The organism is uncultured Rossellomorea sp. (assembly GCF_947488365.1).
Lineage (GTDB): Bacteria > Bacillota > Bacilli > Bacillales > Bacillaceae_B > Rossellomorea.
Map to the genome: position 1 here is coordinate 269,601 of NZ_CANKZT010000004.1, position 17,604 is coordinate 287,204.

General features: G+C 41.0%; 14 protein-coding genes. 12 read left to right on the forward strand and 2 right to left on the reverse strand.

What is annotated here, in order from left to right:
- Window positions 1–246: 246 nt before the first annotated feature.
- The 8 genes from Q1B03_RS15810 (at window position 247) to Q1B03_RS15845 (ending at window position 7,396) form a co-directional block, all read left to right on the forward strand.
- Complete coding sequence (locus Q1B03_RS15810) at window positions 247–363, forward strand: cation:dicarboxylate symporter family transporter (RefSeq protein ID WP_299743990.1); 117 nt, start codon at window positions 247–249, stop codon at window positions 361–363.
- Between the two features lie 47 nt (window positions 364–410).
- Entirely contained in the window at window positions 411–767 is a 357-nt protein-coding gene (locus Q1B03_RS15815; RefSeq protein ID WP_299743992.1) for a dicarboxylate/amino acid:cation symporter, read from the forward strand.
- A 42-nt stretch (window positions 768–809) separates the two neighbouring features.
- The gene (locus tag Q1B03_RS15820) at window positions 810–1,601 is read left to right on the forward strand and encodes a S9 family peptidase (RefSeq protein WP_299743381.1); all 792 of its coding nucleotides are present in this window, start codon (window positions 810–812) and stop codon (window positions 1,599–1,601) included.
- Window positions 1,602–1,890: 289 nt separating this feature from the next.
- Window positions 1,891–2,916 (forward strand): cytochrome aa3 quinol oxidase subunit II, encoded by a 1,026-nt coding sequence (gene qoxA, locus Q1B03_RS15825; protein ID WP_299743383.1) that lies wholly within the window; start codon window positions 1,891–1,893, stop codon window positions 2,914–2,916.
- Window positions 2,917–2,933: 17 nt separating this feature from the next.
- Entirely contained in the window at window positions 2,934–4,898 is a 1,965-nt protein-coding gene (qoxB, locus tag Q1B03_RS15830) for a cytochrome aa3 quinol oxidase subunit I (protein WP_299743385.1), read from the forward strand.
- A gap of 2 nt (window positions 4,899–4,900) precedes the next feature.
- Window positions 4,901–5,512, forward strand: a complete 612-nt coding sequence (gene qoxC / locus Q1B03_RS15835; protein ID WP_148970166.1) for a cytochrome aa3 quinol oxidase subunit III — start codon at window positions 4,901–4,903, stop codon at window positions 5,510–5,512.
- Window positions 5,509–5,811 (forward strand): cytochrome aa3 quinol oxidase subunit IV, encoded by a 303-nt coding sequence (gene qoxD, locus Q1B03_RS15840; protein WP_188048567.1) that lies wholly within the window; start codon window positions 5,509–5,511, stop codon window positions 5,809–5,811. The genes qoxC and qoxD overlap by 4 nt, the downstream gene beginning before the upstream one ends.
- 196 nt (window positions 5,812–6,007) lie before the next feature.
- Entirely contained in the window at window positions 6,008–7,396 is a 1,389-nt protein-coding gene (locus Q1B03_RS15845) for a M20/M25/M40 family metallo-hydrolase (protein ID WP_299743387.1), read from the forward strand.
- 97 nt (window positions 7,397–7,493) lie between these two features.
- On the opposite strand, the gene Q1B03_RS15850 is transcribed toward Q1B03_RS15845, so the two are convergent.
- Window positions 7,494–7,916 carry a VOC family protein gene (locus tag Q1B03_RS15850; protein ID WP_299743389.1) on the reverse strand — a complete coding sequence of 141 codons (423 nt, stop codon included), beginning with the start codon at window positions 7,914–7,916 and terminating at the stop codon, window positions 7,494–7,496.
- Window positions 7,917–8,060: 144 nt separating this feature from the next.
- Window positions 8,061–8,429 (reverse strand): cytochrome-c oxidase, encoded by a 369-nt coding sequence (locus tag Q1B03_RS15855; RefSeq protein WP_299743391.1) that lies wholly within the window; start codon window positions 8,427–8,429, stop codon window positions 8,061–8,063.
- A gap of 244 nt (window positions 8,430–8,673) precedes the next feature.
- Here Q1B03_RS15855 and Q1B03_RS15860 point away from each other — a divergent pair, with 244 nt between their 5' ends.
- The 4 genes from Q1B03_RS15860 (at window position 8,674) to Q1B03_RS15875 (ending at window position 17,144) form a co-directional block, all read left to right on the forward strand.
- A complete protein-coding gene (locus Q1B03_RS15860; protein WP_299743393.1) occupies window positions 8,674–9,303 on the forward strand; it encodes a methanogen output domain 1-containing protein in 630 nt (209 codons plus the stop codon).
- 247 nt (window positions 9,304–9,550) lie between these two features.
- Window positions 9,551–10,981 (forward strand): aspartate ammonia-lyase, encoded by a 1,431-nt coding sequence (aspA, locus tag Q1B03_RS15865; protein ID WP_299743395.1) that lies wholly within the window; start codon window positions 9,551–9,553, stop codon window positions 10,979–10,981.
- Window positions 10,982–11,372: 391 nt separating this feature from the next.
- Complete coding sequence (locus tag Q1B03_RS15870) at window positions 11,373–12,644, forward strand: helix-turn-helix transcriptional regulator (RefSeq protein WP_299743397.1); 1,272 nt, start codon at window positions 11,373–11,375, stop codon at window positions 12,642–12,644.
- A 321-nt stretch (window positions 12,645–12,965) separates the two neighbouring features.
- Complete coding sequence (locus tag Q1B03_RS15875) at window positions 12,966–17,144, forward strand: S8 family serine peptidase (RefSeq protein WP_299743399.1); 4,179 nt, start codon at window positions 12,966–12,968, stop codon at window positions 17,142–17,144.
- The last annotated feature ends 460 nt before the right edge of the window (window positions 17,145–17,604 follow it).

Below are 17,604 nucleotides of genomic sequence, written 5' to 3' on the forward strand. Positions count from 1 at the left end.
AATCTGTAAGGGGAAGAAGGCGGTTCTTAATCAATGAATTGATCAAACTCCACCAATCAGATATGGAGATCCGCAAACACATAGTTGTTGGATGTCTAGAGAGAAAAATTGTATCAACGAGAACAAGAAAGGACAACATGGACTGTCCGTTTTATTACCACTTTTAATAATCATTATCACTGTCGCCATTGCGTGCCTGTTTCACATTAGCCTGGTGTATTTCTCCGCAGTAAATGGGGAGGGAAAATGCACCCTTTGAATTTCATAAAGGGCATTGCTCCAGCCGGACTAATCGCATTTACCACTGTCAGCAGCTCAGCAACCCTTCCTGTCGCCATCCGGAATACAAGGGAGAAAACCTGAATGTTTCTAAAGAAGTAAGCAGCTTTGTCTTACCGCTGGGTTCTACCATTAATATGAATGGGGCTACGATTTATCAAGGTGTTGCCGTTTTCTTCATTGCCCAGTTTTATGGAGTGGATTTGTCTTTAGCTCAAATATTGAACGTTATTGGGGTAGCGATACTTGCCTCTATCGGGGCTGAAGGGGTACCGGGTGCAGGTCTGATTATGCTGACGATTGTACTGAGCTCAGTAAATCTCCCATTGGAGGGCATCGGATTAGTTGCAGCCGTCGACAGAATTCTTGATATGTTCAGAACATCTACAAATGTAATTGGGGATGCATCTGCAGCTGTAGTGATTGAAGAATCTGAAAAGAAAAAGCGTGCAGCAGAACAAAATACGAAGAGATATATTTCAGCTTGAAAAATCCGGGATTGAAACGCCCTTAGAACGAAGAGGTGAACCATGGAAAAGCATGTAACCATCCAATGGAGAGATTTGAATCTCTCGGCAGCTATCCATTATCCACCATCCTATTTAGAAGGTGGGAAGTCTACTTATCCCGTCATCATTATTTGCCATGGATTTATCGGTACAAAGATGGGGGTTAACCGCTTGTTTGTTAATGCCTCAAGAGAGCTTTCACAAAATGAATATGTAATCGTCAGATTTGATTATTCTGGTTGTGGTGAAAGTGAAGGATATTATGGAAGAAATAAAATAGAAGATTTGATCGATCAGACCGTTCACGTAATTGATTATGTTCAAACATTACCCTGTATTGATCGGAACAATGTCCTTCTCATCGGCCATAGCTTAGGTGGCGCGGTCGCTTTACTGACCGCGGTAAAAGACGAACGAGTGAGGAACCTGGTGCTATGGTCGGCAGTGGGGACTCCTTATCAAGATATCATGAATATTATTGGAATAGAGAATGCTACTGAAATGGATATAAATAAAGAAGTGGAATTTCAAGGATATCTGCTCAGAAAAGAATTCTTCCAATCTTTACAGCGCTATGAGCCAATTAAGTGCGCCATGCGTTTTAAAGGGAATGTATTGGTCGTCCATGGGGATGAAGATGAGGAAATAGATGTGAATCATTGTATTCATTATGATGCTTCATTTTCTAGAAGACGAGTGGGAAGTTGTGAAAAACGCATTATTAAAGGAGCGTGTCATACCTATTCGTCAAATATAGTCTTCAACGAGTTAATCAAGACGACAGGGGAGTGGGTTCAAAAAACACCAAAGTAAAACGCAGAATAATGCTTTGTGTGTAAATGCATCCATAAAAATATAAAAGTAAAAAATTCTCACAATAATCAATCTATAAACCGCTCTCAAAATTATTCTCAAATAATTTTGAGAGTTATTTTTTTGAGATGTGAGAAATTCTTTCCAACATTGTTACCGTTCTGTGAATAAACTTCGACGAAATTTCGAAAATCTGTTTAAAGTTAAGTGAAACAAGGGTACCTTTTAATAGAATTTGATAGTATAGGCTACAGTGATAAATCCGACATAAAGGAAGGTGATTTCCCCTATGTTCAATAAATTCAAGCCATACTTGATTGTCTTGATCAGTCTGGTTTCATTATTTTTCATCATTATATTCAGTTCGGGAAGTGAAATGATCATTCTCGATCCGAAAGGGCCGGTAGGGGCCGTTCAGAAAGATCTCATCATGCTGTCAATCTACTATATGCTTGGCATCATGGTTGTCGTTCTTTCCTTCTTTACTGTTATTCTCCTAAAATATCGCAGCAGTAAAAAGGATAGCGATTACAAGCCCGAAATGCACGGGAGTACGAAATTAGAAATAATATGGACGCTTATTCCAGTTTTGATTGTTATTGCCTTGTCTATCCCAAATACAAAGGCATTATATGAATTAAAGGAAGCTCCAAAAGCAACTGCTCATAAAGATCCGATTGTGATCCATGCGACTGCTGCTGATTGGAAATGGATCTTCAGTTATCCAGAGGAAGGTATTGAGACAGTTAATTATGTCAATGTACCGGAAGATCATCCCATTTTATTTAAGGTGACGGCTGCAGATTCCATGGCTTCTTTCTGGGTGCCTCAAATCGGCGGACAGATTTATGGTATGCCGGGAATGGTGAATGATTTATACTTACAGGCTGATGAGCCGGGAACGTATGATGGAAGAAATTCAAACTTCACTGGTGAAGGGATGACCCACCAAAAGTTTGATTTTGTTGCGTTAGAAGAAGAGAAGTATAGAGAGTGGGTAAAAGATGCTCAGGAAAATGAGCCGAAGCTGACGGAAGAAACGTATGAAAAGCTCATGCTTCCTGACACCGTAGACAAGATGACTTTCTCATCTACTCACTTATCCATCGTCGACCATGGGAAGAATTCTGAATATGCCATGGCGATCCGTGAGAAATATGGTGTAGAGGCATCTTCACATGGTGCGGATAAAGATGCTGAATCAAGTCATGGAAATCATGGTGATCATGGAGACATGGAGGATCATGATCACCATGAAGACCATGATAATGAAGAGCATAAAGGCCATGAAAATAACGAAGGACATGAACACTAAGAAAGGAGGACTTCTAGATGTTTGATTTTATAAAGGATAATTTAATCCTCAATGATCCGTTGATTCTTGGAGCCAATATTTCCATCGTTTTCACCGTAATCGGGATCGTCGCAACCCTAACATACTTTAAAAAATGGAAATGGCTATGGAACGACTGGATCACGAGTGTTGATCATAAAAAAATCGGTATCATGTATATCATTGCTGCATTGATCATGCTCTTCCGCGGAGGAGTCGATGCACTTTTAATGAGGGCGCAATTAACGGTGCCCAATAATGAATTTTTATCATCACAGCACTACAATGAAATTTTTACGACACATGGTACGATCATGATTCTATTCATGGCAATGCCATTCTTACTTGGACTAATGAACGTCGTAGTCCCTCTCCAAATAGGTGCAAGGGACGTCGCGTTCCCATTCCTGAATAACTTAAGTTTCTGGTCATTCATGTTTGGGGCGATCCTTTTCAATATGTCATTCGTATTCGGTGGATCACCGGATGCCGGATGGACGAACTACGCACCATTGGCAATCGAAGGAAGTCCGGGACCGGGAATTAACTATTACCTTCTTGGCTTGCAGATTTCCGGAATTGGTACATTATTAACGGGGATCAACTTTGTTGTTACGATCATCAAAATGCGTGCACCAGGCATGACGCTTCTTCGTATGCCGATGTTTACGTGGACGACATTGATCACTGCATTCATCATCGTATTTGCTTTCCCGATCTTAACGGTGACATTAGCGTTGATGACATTTGACCGATTATTCGGTACGCATTTCTTCACGCTGACAGCCGGCGGGAATCCGATGCTCTGGTCGAATTTATTCTGGTTATGGGGACACCCGGAAGTATATATCGTTATTTTGCCTGCTTTCGGTATTTTCTCAGAAATCATTGCAACATTTGCAAGAAAAACATTGTTTGGTTATAAATCAATGATTATCTCACTAGTAGCCATTTCAGGGTTAAGCTTCGTTGTGTGGGTTCACCACTTCTTTACAATGGGGGGCAGCGCTGCGGTGAACAGTGTATTCTCGATTTCGACGATGGCGATCGCCATACCGACCGGGATCAAGATATTCAACTGGTTGGGTACTCTTTACAAGGGGCGGATTGAATTTACCGTCGCCATGATGTGGTCCGTTGCGTTTATTCCGACCTTCCTGATCGGTGGAGTGACAGGGGTCATGCTCGGTATGGCTGCAGCTGACTTCCAATATCACAACAACTACTTCCTGGTTGCTCACTTCCACTACACGCTGATTGCCGGTGTGGTATTTGCCTGCTTCGCAGGACTCGTATACTGGTATCCAAAAATGTTTGGTCATAAGATGAATGAACGAATCGGAAAATGGGCTTTCTGGTTCTTCTCTATCGGTTTCAATGTATGTTTCTTACCGCAATTCGTCTTAGGGTTTTCCGGTATGCCAAGACGTGTGTACACATACGGACCAGAAGATGGCTGGACAGCATTGAATGTCATCTCTTCTGTCGGGGCTTTCGGAATGGGAGTAGGATTCATGATCATCGTCTATAACGTCTACTATAGCTATCGTTTTGCAAAACGGGAACTATCAGGGGATGCTTGGGATGGACGTACGCTTGAATGGGCGACCAGCTCTGCGATTCCACCCCATTATAACTTCGCTCATGTTCCTGAAGTGAAGAGTGCGGATGCTTTCTACTATATGAAACAAGAGAGAAAAGAATCTGGCAAACCTGAAAAGGTTGAGTATAAACCGATCCATATGCCAAGTAATGCAGGGACACCATTTATCATGTCCGGGTTATTCTTCGTTGGAGGATTCGGCTTGGTGTTTGAACTGTGGTGGATGGCGATTCTTGCCCTTATCGGTATCTTCGGATGCATGGCATACCGTTCACTATTCTCACACAAACAGGATGCTGGTTACTATGTAAGTGTGGAAGAAATAGAAAAAACTGAAAATCCGTATAAGAGGGAGGCGTGAATATGGCACATAGTACAAATGTAGATCCAAATACGCCACTTGAATATCAATCGGAGATCGGCAAACTGAATATTTTCGGATTCTGGGTTTTCCTTGGTGCGGAAGTAGCTCTATTTGCCACTATTTTCGCTACATTCTTTGCCCTTGAAAGCGGCACGGTTGGAGGACCGCTTCCATCTGAAGTATTTGATCTGAAGAATACAATCATCATGACGTTACTATTATTGATCAGTAGTTTCACGTCCGGGTTATCGATAAATGAATTAAGAAGAAGAAATGTCAAAGGGATGATGGTCTGGCTGATCATCACACTGCTCTTTGGAGCAGGATTCCTTTACATGGAAATCACGGAATTCCTTCACCTGATCCATGAGGGAGCAGCCATGGGAACCAATGCATACTGGTCTTCTTTCTATCTATTGACCGGAACGCATGGTCTCCACGTATCACTAGGTATTTTATGGATTATACTGGTTATGTTCCAGGTGAAAAGACAAGGATTAAATCCAGATACCGCTAAAAAACTATTCGTATCCAGCTTGTATTGGCACTTCCTGGACTTTGTATGGATCTTCGTGTTTACAAGCGTGTACTTACTAGGGATGGTGGGATAATGGAACACAATACAGCGAATCATAGTCGTATTCCTTGGACACAGATTATAGGTTTTGTTTTATCCATTGCATTGACATTTTTGGCCGTTTGGTTCGGACTTTACGCAGGACTCGCGTACAATGTGATGGTGGCTCTTGTATTTGTTCTTGCCTTTATCCAGGCGGCAATCCAACTGTTTATGTTCATGCACGTAACAGAAGGAGAAGGCAGATGGCAGGTAGGAAAAATGATGTCAGCTGCATTCATTGCCCTTGTGATCGTACTTGGATCGATTTGGGTATTGAGCAATATGCATTAATGCATTAATTTGAAATAGAGACCGTTGAATTCATTCAACGGTCTCTATTTTTATATTCTCAACAGAAACACAGTATATTCCTATAAATAGAAAAAATAGTAAAATTTTACTGGTGATTTCGCCTCTTATTTCGTCTTGCGAAATAATGTATGATTCAGTATATTCAAACTATTAATCTACCAGGAGGATTTGATTGTTGAAAAAACCGATTGTATCTCTTACTCTTGCCGCCACTTTATCCATTGGAGCCATTGGGTTACAGCCCGCTTTTGCTCAAAGTAGCGAAGTCGGATATCACCATGTTCAAAATGACTTTGATAAGAAACTATTAAAAAAGATTGATGGAGAAAAAATCTATCAAAACATTGATTACTTATCAAAAGTTCCACGTGTAGCCGGGACAGTTTCTGAAGAAAATGCTGTTCACTATATTAAGGAGCAATTTGAATCGTATGGATATGAAGTGGAAATCCAGCCATTTACGTTTTATGGCTACACACCACCTACTACGATTGAGCTATCTGTAGAGAGCCAACAAGGGGAATATGCGCCAAGAGCATTTACATACTCAGTCAGTGGAAATGTAACGGGTGAACTTGTTGATGCGGGTCTTGGAAAGAAGGAAGACCTTCAAGACCATGACCTGACGGGGAAAATTGCCCTTGTTGAACGCGGGGAAATCAGTTTTAGTGAAAAGGTATTAAATGCAGCTGAAAAGGGAGCGGTCGGAGTCATCATTTATAACCATTCAGATGGACCATTAAGCGGTACATTAGGAGAACATAATGATGACTTTGTTCCGGCAGTTGCCCTATCAAAAGCAGAAGGGGAAGCACTTTCAGCTGAGTTGGGAAAATCAGTCACCATTACGATCGAAGGAGCGGAAACAGGAGAAAAAACTTCTCATAATGTGATTGCAACAAAGCATCCAAAAAATAAAAAGAAAGCAACTGACGATATTATTGTCGTAGGTTCTCATCATGATTCGGTAGCTGGAGCTCCTGGAGCAAACGATGATGCCTCAGGAACTGCTATGACTCTCGAGCTTGCACGTGTCCTGAAGAATGAACAGACAGATACGGAAGTTCGCTTTATCACATTCGGAGCAGAAGAAGTAGGCTTACTAGGTTCTTCACACTATGTTGAGACGTTATCAGAAGATGAAATCGATCGTACGGTGGCTAACTTCAACCTTGATATGGTAGGTAGTAAAGATGCAGGTGACCTTGTCATGCTTACTCTCGATGGTAAGCCTAACCTTGTGACGGAGCTTGCCCAGAAATCAAGTGAAAAACTAAACGGTGAGGCGACACCATACGGTCAGGGTGGACGCAGTGATCATGTTCCTTTTGCTGAAGTAGGAATTCCTGCTGCACTATTTATCCATAGCCCTTCAGAACCTTGGTATCATACACCTGAAGACACCATTGATAAAATTAGCAAAGAAAAGCTTCAAGATGTGGCCGAAATCGTGGGATCTGCTGTTTATGACCGTGCCAGAGTGGATTTTAAGGGTCCAAAGGCTAAAAAAGGTCCTAAACTAAAGGCGAAAGAAGAGATGTTTTACGAGCAAGATATTAAATAAACCCTATCAAAAATAATCAGACTTCAATCTTTACCAATCAACTAACAAACTACTAATAATGAAAAATCAGCCCCTAAAAAGGGCTGATTTTTTGAGTTTATTCTTCTTCACTCTCATAGTTAAATTGCCACTGAATACCGAACTTATCGGTCACCTGACCATACAACTTGCTCCAGAATGTCTCCTGAAGCTCCATATCCACCTTCCCGCCTTCTTTCAGTTTGTGGAAACGGGTTGTCAACTCTTCAGTATCGTTGCTTACCAGGGCCAGGGTGATATTGTTTCCTTCCACGAAAGGCATATCAGGAAACACGTCGGAAAACATGACGTTGCTGCCATCGATTGTCAGTCTTGTATGTAACACGAGGTTCCTGGCTTCTTCAGGAAGGGGATAATCAGGGTGGGGAGGTGCTTCTGCAAACGTCATGATCTGCGGTGGCTCCGTACCGAATACCTCTGCATAATACTCCACTGCTTCTCGACAATTCCCATTAAAATTAAGGTAAACATTGACTGACATGTCTATCACTCCTATTGATTATAATGACTACATTTTTTATTGTAGCATCATCTTGTCCTTGTTGGTTAAAAAATATGAATAATCAATCAATTTAACCAAACAAAAGAACGCCAACCTCAACGTCGGAGGTGGCGCTCACTACCTTCACTCTGCTTTCAATTCCTTCAAGACATTGATTCCAAACAAAAGGACACCGACTGTAGTCACTACACCACCGGCAGCAATAACCGGGACGACGCCTTCATTTCCAAGTATTAAGAAAAATAAACCAATCATCATAAGGGGCAATCCGACATTGTGAAGCCAGAAATGAGCTTTAGCCAGTTTAGTAGAAGATACTGCCGGGAATAAGTGATAAATGAGACCTGCTAACGTTAGGGCAGTCCAGCCTAATAAGTTAATGTGGACATGGACCGGAGACAAACTGTAGTCATGGACCATGGACATATACAGTCCGATACACACACCAATCATAAAGTAGACGACAGAAATTTTGATCAGTTTAATCCCCATCTAATTTCCCTCCTTTCCTCTGGTAATATATGAGAATTTTGACCTATATAGAACTTGGGTTTCCGTCCATGTATCTAATTTAATTTCAAAAAATAGGCAGATAGTGTTTATTAGGTGTTATACTGAAAGAAATGGGTATTCATCTGTCTTTACAGAATTTTCGTGGAAGCCTCTCATAAAGTTCGAGAAGAATGTAAGCGTTTCCTGATGAGTGGAGTTCCTGAAAAAATGAAGGAGTGATAAGGTGGAAACTGAGACATCACTAACCGGCACGATATTCTTAAGTAAACTCATCACTCAATACGCGTATATACATCAAAAAACGGTAGGTAAAACAGCAGATGAATACATTCGTCAAATCGGCCTTCGTACAGGTGAATGGATTGAAGGATTATATGGGGATAAAGGTGAGGATTGGACGGTCGACCGATATGCAGAGGTCATTGTCGATTTGAAAAATTCAATCGGTGGGCATTTTTACATATCTAAAGTATATTCTGATCATGTCGTCGTAAAGGCTACGGCTTGCCCATTTGGAGAAGTCGTTCAGGATGCTCCACATTTGTGCAATATGACATCTAGCGTATTTGGAGGGATTGCATCCCGTCAATTCGGTTATTCTAAAGTGGTTCTGCGAAAACGAATAGCAGCTGGGGACTCAGGCTGTGAAGTAGCGGTATATTTCCGTGAAACAGAAGAAGAAGGAGACGTCTACCGAGACTTACATTATACTCCTAATCACGGTAGTCCATATCATTGGGAAGAAGAAACCATTCGACTATTAAATGAACAGCTAAGGCAAAGTGATGAGCTGGTCATGAAACTTGTTAATGAGCTGGAAGAGTTGAGGGAGCAGGTCAAACAGAATGAATAGATTGCTAGAAAAGCGGGATTTATCTGCAAAGGGTGCAGTTTTCGTGTGCAATTTGATTAAATGACGTATTAAACGTTTCGTGAATCGACACGAGACGTTTTTTTCTGGAATTTCACCTTTTAAGAACCGTTTTTATATGGAGAGTAATGAAATTATTGGGGTTTTGGTATTAATCGTTGCCTACTGTGTCAGGAATTGATAGAATCATCAATTAGAGAAACTGTAATTCGAAAATGGGGAGAAAAAAATGATAAATGTCACTAGTGGATTTAGAATCGAAAAAGATTTTCTTGGAGAAAAAGAAGTACCCGAAGATGTGTACTATGGAATTCAAACCTTACGGGCAGTGGAAAATTTTCCGGTTACGGGGTACAAAATCCATAAAGAGATGATTGATGCCTTAGCAGTCGTGAAGAAAGCGGCAGCATTAGCAAACATGGAAACCACACGCCTTTATGACGGGATCGGTCAAGCCATCGTGCGAGCTTCTGATGAAATATTGGAAGGGAAGCTTCATGAATTCTTCATCGTCGATCCCATTCAGGGAGGGGCAGGGACTTCCATCAACATGAACGCTAATGAAGTCATTGCCAATCGTGCCCTGGAGCTAATGTCCCATCTAAAAGGTGAATATGGAAAGGTAAGCCCGAACAGTCATGTGAATATGTCACAGTCAACGAATGACGTATTCCCGACAGTTATTCATATTTCCACACTGAAGTTATTAGAGAAACTACTTGTCACGATGGAACATATGCTGAACGCCTTTAAAAAGAAAGCACAGGAGTTCGATCACGTCATTAAGATGGGACGTACCCATCTTCAAGATGCTGTTCCGATTCGCCTTGGGCAGGAGTTCGAAGCGTATAGCAGGGTAGTGGAGCGTGATATTAAACGTATCGGACGAACACGGGAGCACCTCTATGAAGTAAACATGGGGGCGACTGCAGTAGGAACTGGATTAAACGCGGATCCTGTATATATCAAGAGTGTCGTGAAACATCTGGCCGATATCAGTGGGTTACCATTAACGGGGGCTGAGCACCTTGTCGATGCTACGCAAAATACCGACGCATACACAGAAGTTTCGGCTGCACTGAAGGTATGTATGGTCAATATGTCCAAGATTGCCAATGACCTGCGTATGATGGCTTCGGGCCCGCGCGCCGGACTTGGTGAAATATCACTGCCATCCAGACAGCCCGGTTCTTCCATCATGCCCGGTAAAGTCAATCCGGTCATGCCTGAACTAATCAATCAAGTAGCCTTTCAGGTCATGGGGAATGATCAGACCATCTCCTTGGCATCAGAAGCGGGCCAGCTTGAACTGAATGTAATGGAACCAGTACTCGTATTTAATCTCCTTCAGTCTATCAGTATCATGAACAATGCGTTCAGAAGCTTTACGGACAATTGTCTTGTGGGAATTGAAGCGAATGAGACACGTATGAAAGAGTATGTGGAAAATAGTGTGGGAATCATTACAGCTGTGAATCCTCACTTGGGGTATGAAGTCGTATCCAGAATCGCCAGGGAAGCCATTCTAAAAGGAAAATCAGTGAGAGAGCTATGCTTGGAATATGATGTTTTGACAGAAGAAGAGCTTGATTTAATTCTGAATCCTTATGAAATGACGAATCCTGGGATTGCGGGACGAGTGCTATTTGATCGGGAATAGGTTTTAACCAGTATAACGAATGAAGAGAAATTTTCCTTTATAAATAGGGGAGGTTTCTCTTTTCTTATTTTTAGAAATCACACTTGGGAAAGTTTATTAGCGGTCTAATTCTCTTTTCACTACACCCATAAGACTTTTGTAGGGTTTAATTGGTTTATACCATTAAGACCAATTAACTCATAAAATCCTGTACCTTGCCCTCAGAACACATTAATGACAAAAGCTGTCTATTTGAATTTATCATTTTCCTTGAAAAGGTAAAAATGTATATTTATTAATAATTTATATATATTACCCAATAAGATAAGGATAATTACTTCCCATTAATAGCTTATAAGAAACGAATATCCTATGTATAATGATAGATATATACAAGGGGGGAAGTGAAACAATGTCTATAGGCAGGATCATCTACTATCATCGAAAAAAACAAAATAAAACACAAGAGCAGCTTTGCAAGGGGATATGTTCAACCACTCATTTAAGCAAGATTGAGAACAGTTCTAAAGAAGGAAATCTGGAAACATTAGAATTACTTTGTAAGCGACTTGGTGTATCAATCGAAGAGGAAACGGCAAAGACACTTTACTTGAAACGCCAGCTAGCCCAATTCTATGAAGCGATTGAGAGACTTCATCGAGATCATGCCGAAAGACTGTATCAGGAGTTACAAAGACATAAAGACTATATCCAATGTACGGAAATGGTTTACTTATTTGAGCTTTACATGCTTCGATATCAATTATTCACGAACAATCCAACCGAATATGAACAGGCTTCTCTTGGACTCAAAAAGAATATGAGTAAATTTTCATCGTTTGAAAAGTATTTATGGGAGTTCTTTCAGGGAATTTATTACGGACAGAAACAGCAATACTCCAAGGCGCTTTCCATCTTTGATCAAATAGAGGATAGAGCCGATCTCTATAGTGAGAAAGTAACAGATTATTATTATTATAAAGCGGCTAATCATGGGTTATTGAAGCATTTTACATTGTCTCTGCATTACTCACACAAGGCATTGAGGATTTTTCAGAACACTGGGAACATTTTGAGGATACTCCATGTGAAAATCGGATTATCGGCTAACTTGATTTATATTAACGATTTTGAACGTGCAGAAGTCATGTTGCATACGGCCTTAAACGATGCAGAGATGTTAAAGGATAACGAAACGAAAATTACCGCCCTTCATAATTTCGGATTGCTAAATAGAAAAAAAGGAAGGCTGCAAGAGTCGTTAGACTATTTCTCCCAGTCCCTCAAATTGAAAAAAAAGCATACAATGGGGTATTACGGCACATTGATTGAAATGGTACAAGTGTTGCTGGACTTGAACGAGAGGGAAATAGCAATCAATCTTTTGCAGGAGAACCTAAAAGATTTTAAAGATCAAGAGTCCGTTAAATATACGGAGTTGATGGTGTTGTATTTAGATGCGACAGAGGATGATAAACGGCTTAGCGACTATTTAATCGATCGTGGTCTGCCAATGATGAAGCAATATGATCGTTATAAGGCCGCGTCATTTTCAGAACGACTAGCGGTTTATTTTAAAGAGAAGGGGGACCTGATTTCTTCCAATCACTATCTTCAATTATCGAATGAGCTATTGAAAAAGTTAATCTTTAACCATATTGAACCTCTTCAAATAAAAAAGTAAAAACAAGCGACTGCTATTGGTTGCTTGTTTTTTTACTTTTATAAGAAATTTAATAGGGATTATTCACCTTTCGGTAAAGGGTGTATTTACCTATTTATAAGGGTGTAGGAAATAAAAAATAGGTACAAAGACTAACTCATGCGAAACTTTCCCAACTTTCTTCATGACTTAATAGAGAAATGTCATAAAAAAAATAGAATCTTTAAGATAAATGTCGGAAAGTGTAAAGAATTTTCCCAATTAACAGTCATATTAAAGAAGATTAAAATACAAATTGTAAACAACTCTACGCTAATGGATGAATATAAGAGGGGGAAAAGTATGAATAAGAAACGTTCAGCCAAGATCTTGACGGTTGCACTGGCTACAAGTTTACTAGGCACATCAGGGATGCCATTTAACGTGATGGCAGAAGGTTCGCCAAATCCGTCTAAGTTCACACAAGTAAAAGATGTAGAAAAGACGTTGATGAATCTATCGGATGAGCAGAGAAGTGCTCTTAAACAGATCGAAGCGAAACCGGATTTTGAAATCGCTCCGAATATTAATACAGAAAGCGAAGGACTCGTTGATGTCATCGTTGAATTCAAACAGGCACCTGCTAAAGTGGAAGTGATGAAGCAGGCGGCTAAGGGACTCCGAACGACTACTAAAGCAGCGGCTGAAAAGGTAGAGAAATCTCACAGTGAATTCAAACAAACATTCCATTCTATGAAAAATAAAAAGAGTGCAAGCTCTGGATTACAAGATGCGAAGATCACGAAAGAATATCGTTCCGCCATCAATGGTGTCGCGATGTCCATCCCGGGAAATGAGATTGATAGTTTGCTGGATTCCGGGGTCGTGAAACGTGTATGGAAAGATGAAGTCGTTCAGCTTGAACTTCCGGAAATGGAAGGGGAAGCTTCTGAATCTAAAATGATGGATAGTATCCCGCAAATCAATGTAGATAAACTTCATGATGAAAATATAACGGGTGAAGGAATCAAGGTCGGAGTACTTGATACAGGAATTGACTATCATCATCCTGATTTGCAGGATGCCTATAAGGGTGGTTATGATTTCATTGATAACGATAATGACCCTATGGAAACAACCTATGAAGATTGGCAGAATTCAGGTAAACCTGAGGTCAATCCTGCTTCTGGATCAGCCTACTACACGGAGCATGGTACACATGTCTCGGGAACGATTGGCGGCGAACAGAAGAATACAGTCGACTATGCGGTAAAAGGGGTTGCCCCTAATGTCGATTTATATGGCTATCGTGTTCTTGGTCCGTACGGTGCTGGAACAGCCACAAGTGTCCTTTCAGGAATTGAGCAAGCTGTCATCGATGACATGGACGTCATGAACTTATCTTTGGGTGCTTCAACGAACGATCCGCTATATCCGACTTCGGTTGCAGTTAACAATGCGATGCTCTCAGGAGTGGTGGCAGTAGTGGCAGCAGGAAACAGTGGGCCGGAAGAAGGAACACTTGGAGCTCCAGGTGCAGCGGCCCTCGGCATTACGGTTGGGGCAAGTGATTTTGACATGGATATCCCTACCTTCAAATCCATGAGTGTAAATGGTGAAACATTTGAGAATGTTTTATTATTGGGAAAGAACTTTTCCGATGATTTATCATCTCTTCAAAATCAGTCAAAACAAGTAGTTTTTGCCGGACTTGGATATGAAGCTGATTTTGAAGGGAAAGATCTAACGGGGAAAATTGCCTTGATTCAACGTGGTGAAATTGCCTTTGTGGAGAAAATGAAACAAGCGAAAGAAGCAGGGGCTGAAGCTGTCATCATCTACAATAATATAGACGGTGAGATTCAGGCCTATTTGGGAGAAGGATCAGACTATATCCCGACCTTTCGTATGACAAAAACGGATGGAGAGCGTTTGAAAGGGCTAGGCGATAACGCATCCATTACGTTTGGAGATGTAGCGTCTGTCCAAACAGAAGGGGATAACCTGGCCAGCTTCAGTTCAAGGGGACCTGTGGCTGGAAGCTATGATATTAAACCGGATGTTGTGGCACCTGGGGTAGCGATCTTCTCAACCATTCCAGAATATATCAATAGCCCGGAAGAAGGGGTAGACTATTCTGCAGCCTATGCCCGCCTTCAGGGAACATCGATGGCAACACCTCATGTTGCGGGAGTGGTGGCCCTCATGCTTCAAGAAAATCCAAATCTCTCACCATTCGATGTGAAAGCCGCCTTAATGAACACGGCAGAAGACTTGAATGGTGACGTATCCGTATTTGAACAGGGAGCGGGACGTGTGGATGCCTATGATGCAGTACATGCCGATGTATCCATCAAAGTGATGGATACAACAAAAAATCTAAATGAAAATGGTGAAGAGGTCGAGATCGATGAAGAGACGGCATCCATCTCTTTCGGAAGTCACTACAAAGATGACGATGGAATTAAAGCAGACAGCAGGATGAACATCGAGAACAATGGCGGGGAAGACAAGTCATTCAAGGTTGAAGTCGAATACCATGGTGAACGTACAGGTATCAAGGATTCAGCTGCGAACGGCATTCACTTAGACGTTCCGACGAGTGTAGCGGTTGCCGCAAGCGGTTCGAAAGAGATTTCACCAACGATCACGGTTCCGGAAGATGCAGAAGAAGGGCGATATGAAGGATATATTCACCTGACGAATGCAAGTGATGCGACTGAAACGTACCAGGTTCCGTTTGCGATCCGAGTCACTGGAAAAGGGTTCGACTATCTTGAAACAGACAGGCCCGCTCTTGCGAATAATACGCCTAAGTGGCAGTACTACAATCCATACCTAACAGCAATATTCAAAATGAAAAGCCCACTGACCAAGTTAGACATTATAGTGAAAGATGGACAATCGGGTCAAGCTATTGGATTCATTGCTTCCCTTGAAGATGCGAATGCAAAGCCTGACAAAAAATATTACATTCCTTATGTTTTCTCAGGGGTCGTTTATCCGTTTACAAATGACAAACAAAATCCGATATCAGACCAAAGTATTGATTTGCCTGAAGGGGATTATGAATTAGAATTCATAGGGTACGACGAAGAGGGTAAAACGTATACGATCGACACACCTGTCATCGTCGACAATACAAAACCCCAAGTGACATTTGATAAAGCTTCAGATGTGTATGAAATCAGTGAAGATATGTACACAGAAGAGTTTGGAAAGACAGCATTCTGGCTACACGGAAATGTGCAGGATGAAACAGTGGATGTCCTGCAATCAAAAGGAATGAATTATGATCAATCATCAAACAGATTTTTTATAGCAACTGGCATCCGTCCATACTACAATTGTTGTTTCCCTTCAGCCGATTCAGAAGGGGATACTCAGTTTGGAATCGAACCTTCTGATATTGCAGATGGACCATTAAGATTAAGTTTAGCCGGTGCTGATATTGCAATGAATGTCAATTACCAACATTATATCTTCTTACAAGAGGGCACTGAATATGTAACATCTGATTACAACAAGAATGAAGTTGGGTTAGACGATACAGTGACCATGACTCTGAGCTTGAATAACGTAAAAAATCTTATGTTAGGAGAGTACACGATTCAATATAAAGGGGAAATGTACTCATTTGAATCGGCAAAGTTGAATGATGAATTTAAAGCCTATGCAGAAGAGAACGGGCTTCAGGCATCCCTTCAGGATCCTGTAGTAAGCGATTCTGGATATTACGCTAACGTAACGGTAGGAGCTGCATTGAACGGAGAAGGGTACTCCGGGTTGAATGGTGATATGCCTGTTGTGGATGTGACGTTCAAGGTCACTCAAGATGACTGGTTTTATGGATCTGATAAATTGGATGTCACAAAGTCAAGCTACACAAAGGCCGGTGAAGATAAGGCTGTGTCTCTTCCATATTACAGCACTTCATCCTATGATTTCGTGTCCAAACATTCAAAGGTTGAAGGGAATATCAAACCAGAAGCATTTTTGAAGAAAAGTGGCAGCGGAAATCTTTATTTACCAAATGGTGTAGTTCAAAATATCGGAGCGAAGGTATATGCCCTATCACCGGATGGTGAAAAATACGAAGGCAGCATTGCTGCAAATGGGAAATACACCATTTATGGGGTTCCGGCTTCACGTGAGACATACAATGTCGTAGTGGAAACACCAGGACATATAAAGACTTATACTCCATTCATACCTGGATTTGAATTAAAGGGTGAAGAGTATGGAAGGTTCGTTTCCGGAGGAACCAAAATGGGTCTTGCAGGAGATGTGAATAGTGACAGTTTGATCGACATCAAAGATGTTCAGGATATCGTTGAATATTACGGTAAAGAAAACCCTGAGATTCAAACATATGACCTGAATCAGGATGGAGTAGTAAACGAGACGGACGTTCGATTCATTGAAAAGAACTTCTTAACAAAAGGACCGGATGCGCCTAAAGGGAAATCACCTAAAGAAACCAACGGAAAAAAAGATCTAGCCTATTATTTGAATATGATGGGATTAGAACGAACTGAATAACAAGTAGGCATTAACTAACAAAAGGGAAAGAAATGTTCATGAACATTTCTTTCCCTTTTTCTTATTTCCAATGGGTAGCTTTTTAAACATATAGAGCAATCAGTATGGTGAGTCTATTTTCTTATAATGAATTCTTTTGACATCCTTCTATTCTTTTATTATTAAAATTCCCCTGGTTCCCCCAATTATTTTATAGAATTTTCATTCTTTTTAACTAACAGTCAGGGCTATTTGAAGAGAAATGCAAAAAATGTTGGTATTTTCAGGGTAAAAAGACCCGTTATGCCCTTGTTGGTAAATCGGAACTCCCCCAACAGGAAACCTGATCACTTAACAGAAATGGTTAGAGTATGGTACTCCGTATTCAAACTGATTGAAGGAGGAGGGGAAGTGAAGGGGGATATTCATGATACTTACACAGGAGTACTGTTTCTTCTATGAGATACGTAAAAAGAAAGAT

Bases quoted from the DNA above. Each gene is read 5' to 3' on its own strand.
- Q1B03_RS15810 (WP_299743990.1), top strand. From the start codon at position 247: ATGCACCCTTTGAATTTCATAAAGGGCATTGCTCCAGCCGGACTAATC.
- Q1B03_RS15820 (WP_299743381.1), top strand. From the start codon at position 810: ATGGAAAAGCATGTAACCATCCAATGGAGAGATTTGAATCTCTCGGCA.
- qoxA (WP_299743383.1), top strand. From the start codon at position 1,891: ATGTTCAATAAATTCAAGCCATACTTGATTGTCTTGATCAGTCTGGTT.
- qoxB (WP_299743385.1), top strand. From the start codon at position 2,934: ATGTTTGATTTTATAAAGGATAATTTAATCCTCAATGATCCGTTGATT.
- qoxC (WP_148970166.1), top strand. From the start codon at position 4,901: ATGGCACATAGTACAAATGTAGATCCAAATACGCCACTTGAATATCAA.
- Q1B03_RS15850 (WP_299743389.1), bottom strand. From the start codon at position 7,916: ATGTCAGTCAATGTTTACCTTAATTTTAATGGGAATTGTCGAGAAGCA.
- Q1B03_RS15855 (WP_299743391.1), bottom strand. From the start codon at position 8,429: ATGGGGATTAAACTGATCAAAATTTCTGTCGTCTACTTTATGATTGGT.
- aspA (WP_299743395.1), top strand. From the start codon at position 9,551: ATGATAAATGTCACTAGTGGATTTAGAATCGAAAAAGATTTTCTTGGA.
- Q1B03_RS15870 (WP_299743397.1), top strand. From the start codon at position 11,373: ATGTCTATAGGCAGGATCATCTACTATCATCGAAAAAAACAAAATAAA.
- Q1B03_RS15875 (WP_299743399.1), top strand. From the start codon at position 12,966: ATGAATAAGAAACGTTCAGCCAAGATCTTGACGGTTGCACTGGCTACA.